Below are 3,315 nucleotides of genomic sequence, written 5' to 3' on the forward strand. Positions count from 1 at the left end.
GAGGGCGACCTCTGGGAGGAGTTCACCGACGTCGGCTGCTGTGGCAGCCACATGGACGTCCCGCTCCGCGTCGAACGCGTAGAGGGTGGCTCAGTCGTCGACTTCGACACCGTGATAGCGTACGAAGAGCGCGAGGCCTGCGGGCTGAACCCGGGCTGGTCGGTCCAGCACGACGAGCCGCCGCGTTCCTGATCGATGACGGAAGAGGCTTATCGGAGCGGTTCTTCCACCGCCGCATGGTCGATCCGGATCTCGCGTTCGAACAGAAAAAGCTCTCGCCGATCGTCGTCGTGATGACGGCGATATTGATCGCCCTGTTCGTCATCGGCATCCTCTGGCAGCTGATCGGCATCCTCGTCTGATCAGGTACCGCGTACCGGCGACGCCAAGACCCGGTCGCGACGGGCGTCGAATTTATAACCATTCCGTACCGAATACCTCGCATGGCCGCCCATGGCCATCGTTCACCGCTCAGAAACCGCTTCGACGACGCGCCCGCCCCCGCGACCTACTACAGACCCGACACGCACCACCGCGACTTCTACGTCGCGACCGACGGATCGTTCCGTCCCACGACCGGGGACGGCGGACTCGGTGTCGTGATCGAAACCGGCGACGGCGAGCGCGTCCTCCGCACCGCACTCCCCGCTCACGTACCCGACAACAACGCCGCCGAGTACCGGGCGCTCCACCTCGGACTCGACATACTGGCGGATCGAGCGCCGCCGGACGCCCGGATCGGCGTGCTGGTCGATCACGACGAACTGGCCGCGAACGTCAACACCGCCGCCGCGGCTGGCCATCTCTCCTCCCGTCGGGTCCCCGTGGGCGTTCGCGTTTCCCCGCGCAATCGCTTTCACTGGCGCGGCATCCGGGCCCGGATCGCTGGCTTCTCGGAGGTTCGCGCGGCCTGTCTCGACGGCGCGGAGAACCCCGCCCATCGGCTGGCGAACGTGCCGGAGGAGTACGTCCACCTTCGTGACCGGCCCGCGAAGTGCGTGCTTCCTCCGCGTCGCTTCCCGACACCACCGACGGCGGGTATCGAGAGCGAAGCGAGCGACTGACCGCCGGAATACATCCACTGGAACGCGCTCTACCGGAACGCGCTCCACCGGCACTCGCCCTATCGGCACGTGCTCCGTCCCGTGAGTCCGGGAACCTCGGTCAACGGATTCGAATCGTTGGTTCGAGAAGTTCCGACGATCAATTTGTTCGAACCACCCCTTCCAACCGAACTATCCCATCCAGTCGAACCTACCCACCCGGTCGAGCTAACCTGCTGAAAAACTCAAACCCAGAGAGAGAAACGGACCAGAAGGAACGAATTGTGCGATCATACGGGTAGCGAATCGTTCTATTACGCCTCGCCGACGGCGTAGATCCCACCCGCGGGACTCCCGACGAAGAGCGCGCCGTCGACGACCGCCGGCTGCGAGGTGTACTCTTCGGTCACCTGCGGAGGGTCGTCCATCGGCCCGTCCCCGTCCCACGGGAGTCCGAACGGGGCGTCGAACTCCCACTGGGTCTCGCCAGTTCCTGCGTCGAGGGCGGAGAGCCCGCCGAGCGTCCGGGTGTAGAGCGTCTCGTCGGCGAGCGAGCCCGCAGTACCCAGCGCCCCGGTGTCGAGGCGCCACGATAGGTCGCCCGTCTGAGCGTTCAATGCGAGCACGCTACTACCCGTTCCCTCCCCCCTCATCGGATCGTGCGGGTACATCGGCTCTATCCCGAGATAGACCGTCTCGTCCCCGACGACCGGCGACTGCAGGGCGAACCGACCGGCGTCGGCGCGCCACGCTTCCTCCCCCGTTTCGGTATCCAGCGCGAGCACCTCGCGTCCGCCGGTCCCGAAGAAAACGGATCCCGCCCCGGTCGACGGGCTGACGAGCGACAATGTACCGCCTCCCTCCCACTCGTAGGTCCAGGACTCCTCGCCGGTTTCCGCGTCGAGCGCGACTGCGTAGTCGGTATCATCCTCACTACGGAACGTTAGGGCCGCAGCGTCGGCGATCGCGGGCGCGTAGGATCTATTCGGAGCGGACCAGCGCTCCTCACCCGACTCGGGATCCAGCGCGTAAAGGGTTCCGTGCGTCGGGACGAAGAGGGTATCACCAACGATGGTGGGAGGATGGGTGATGACGCCGAGTTCGACGCTCCACTCCTCTGACCCGTCGCTCGACAGCCGGAACGCCGTGTTCTGGCCACACGCGTAGATCGCGCCGTCGTCGACCGCGGACGTCCCCTGTACTGGCTCTCCGACGTCGTACGTCCACTCCTCGTCCCCGCTTGCGGCGTCGAGAGCGTACACCGTGCCACCTACGTCGCCGACGTAGACGACGCCCTCTACGACCGCCGGCGTCGTCGTGACGATTCCTGTCTCTTTGGTCCACAGCAACTCCGGATCACCCGGACCCTGAGCCCGGGTGTGTCCCGTGTTCGCCGCGTCGTGGGCGAAGGTCGGCCAGTCGTGCTCGTGCTGGAAGGCGCCTCCGTTCGCGCCGAGACAGCCCGCGAGCCCCGCGGCGAGGGCACCACCGCCCATCCGGAGGGCGGTTCGACGGGTCAGGTTCGTTTCGATCGTCGATATTGTATGGTCTGTTACCATATGGGCTATTTCGTTGCATGTGTAATAAATCTTCCCTCATTTTTGGACGTTTTCAATCTTTAACCCGGGATTAATCTGTGTAAGTTGGATTTCCATCCTCAAAACCGGATAGTCATCCTATTTTAGTTTCGGAACCGGTCCCACAGGCCCGGTCAGGCTCGTTTCCGAACTCTTACCGGAGCGCGATGACGAGCGCGATCGCCCCCAGGAGCAAAAACGCCGCGGCGACGTTCTGCGCGTCGACGCTCACCGTCCGGAAGACGCCGTAGGCGACGGCCCCGCCAGCCGCGCCGACGACGGTACTCGTCGCAACGTGAGCGATCACGATCCGTCCTGTCGTCGCCTCGGGACCGAGCTGGGAACCGACGACAATTCCGTACCGGACGACGTCCCACGCGAGGATCGCCGCGAGTAGCGCCGCAAGCAGCGCCTCTACTGTCGCACCCGTGACTCCGTCGACGACGACGGCGGCGAACAGGAACCCACCAGCGTACGTCGCGACCGACGTCGACGTCCGGAAAATTGCCCAGGAAAAGAGCAGCAGGGAGACGACGCCGAACGTGACCGCTATCGGCCCGCCGAGAAACGCGAGCGCGAGCACCGTGAAACCCAGACCGAGCACGGCAGCCAGTCGATCCGTCGTTCGTTCGTGGGTGCGCACCATCGCGGTCGCCGGGTCGGTGGGATCGGTCGTCGACTCCGCGGGAGCGGAC

Annotated in this window: 4 protein-coding genes and 1 pseudogene; 3 read left to right on the forward strand and 2 right to left on the reverse strand. The window is 65.2% G+C overall.

Annotated elements, in window-relative coordinates; translation table 11 throughout:
- The 3 genes and pseudogenes from QZT59_RS07830 to QZT59_RS07840 form a co-directional block, all read left to right on the forward strand.
- Positions 1 to 192, forward strand: a pseudogene (locus QZT59_RS07830) (hypothetical protein); the annotation flags it as partial.
- 44 nt (positions 193 to 236) lie between these two features.
- Positions 237 to 362: a hypothetical protein gene (locus QZT59_RS07835; protein ID WP_290813830.1), complete on the forward strand. Its 126-nt coding sequence runs from the start codon at positions 237 to 239 to the stop codon at positions 360 to 362.
- An 81-nt stretch (positions 363 to 443) separates the two neighbouring features.
- Positions 444 to 1,064 carry a ribonuclease HI gene (locus QZT59_RS07840; protein WP_290813833.1) on the forward strand — a complete coding sequence of 207 codons (621 nt, stop codon included), beginning with the start codon at positions 444 to 446 and terminating at the stop codon, positions 1,062 to 1,064.
- Between the two features lie 293 nt (positions 1,065 to 1,357).
- Here QZT59_RS07840 and QZT59_RS07845 read toward each other — a convergent pair whose 3' ends face one another.
- Both QZT59_RS07845 and QZT59_RS07850 read right to left on the reverse strand, forming a co-directional pair.
- Positions 1,358 to 2,602, reverse strand: a complete 1,245-nt coding sequence (locus QZT59_RS07845) for a PQQ-binding-like beta-propeller repeat protein (protein ID WP_290813835.1) — start codon at positions 2,600 to 2,602, stop codon at positions 1,358 to 1,360.
- 172 nt (positions 2,603 to 2,774) lie between these two features.
- On the reverse strand, positions 2,775 to 3,315 hold a 541-nt coding region (locus QZT59_RS07850), incomplete at its 5' end, for a hypothetical protein (RefSeq protein WP_290813837.1).

It is taken from the genome of Halovivax sp. (genome assembly GCA_007119345.1).
In the GTDB taxonomy this organism is placed as follows: domain Archaea; phylum Halobacteriota; class Halobacteria; order Halobacteriales; family Natrialbaceae; genus Halovivax.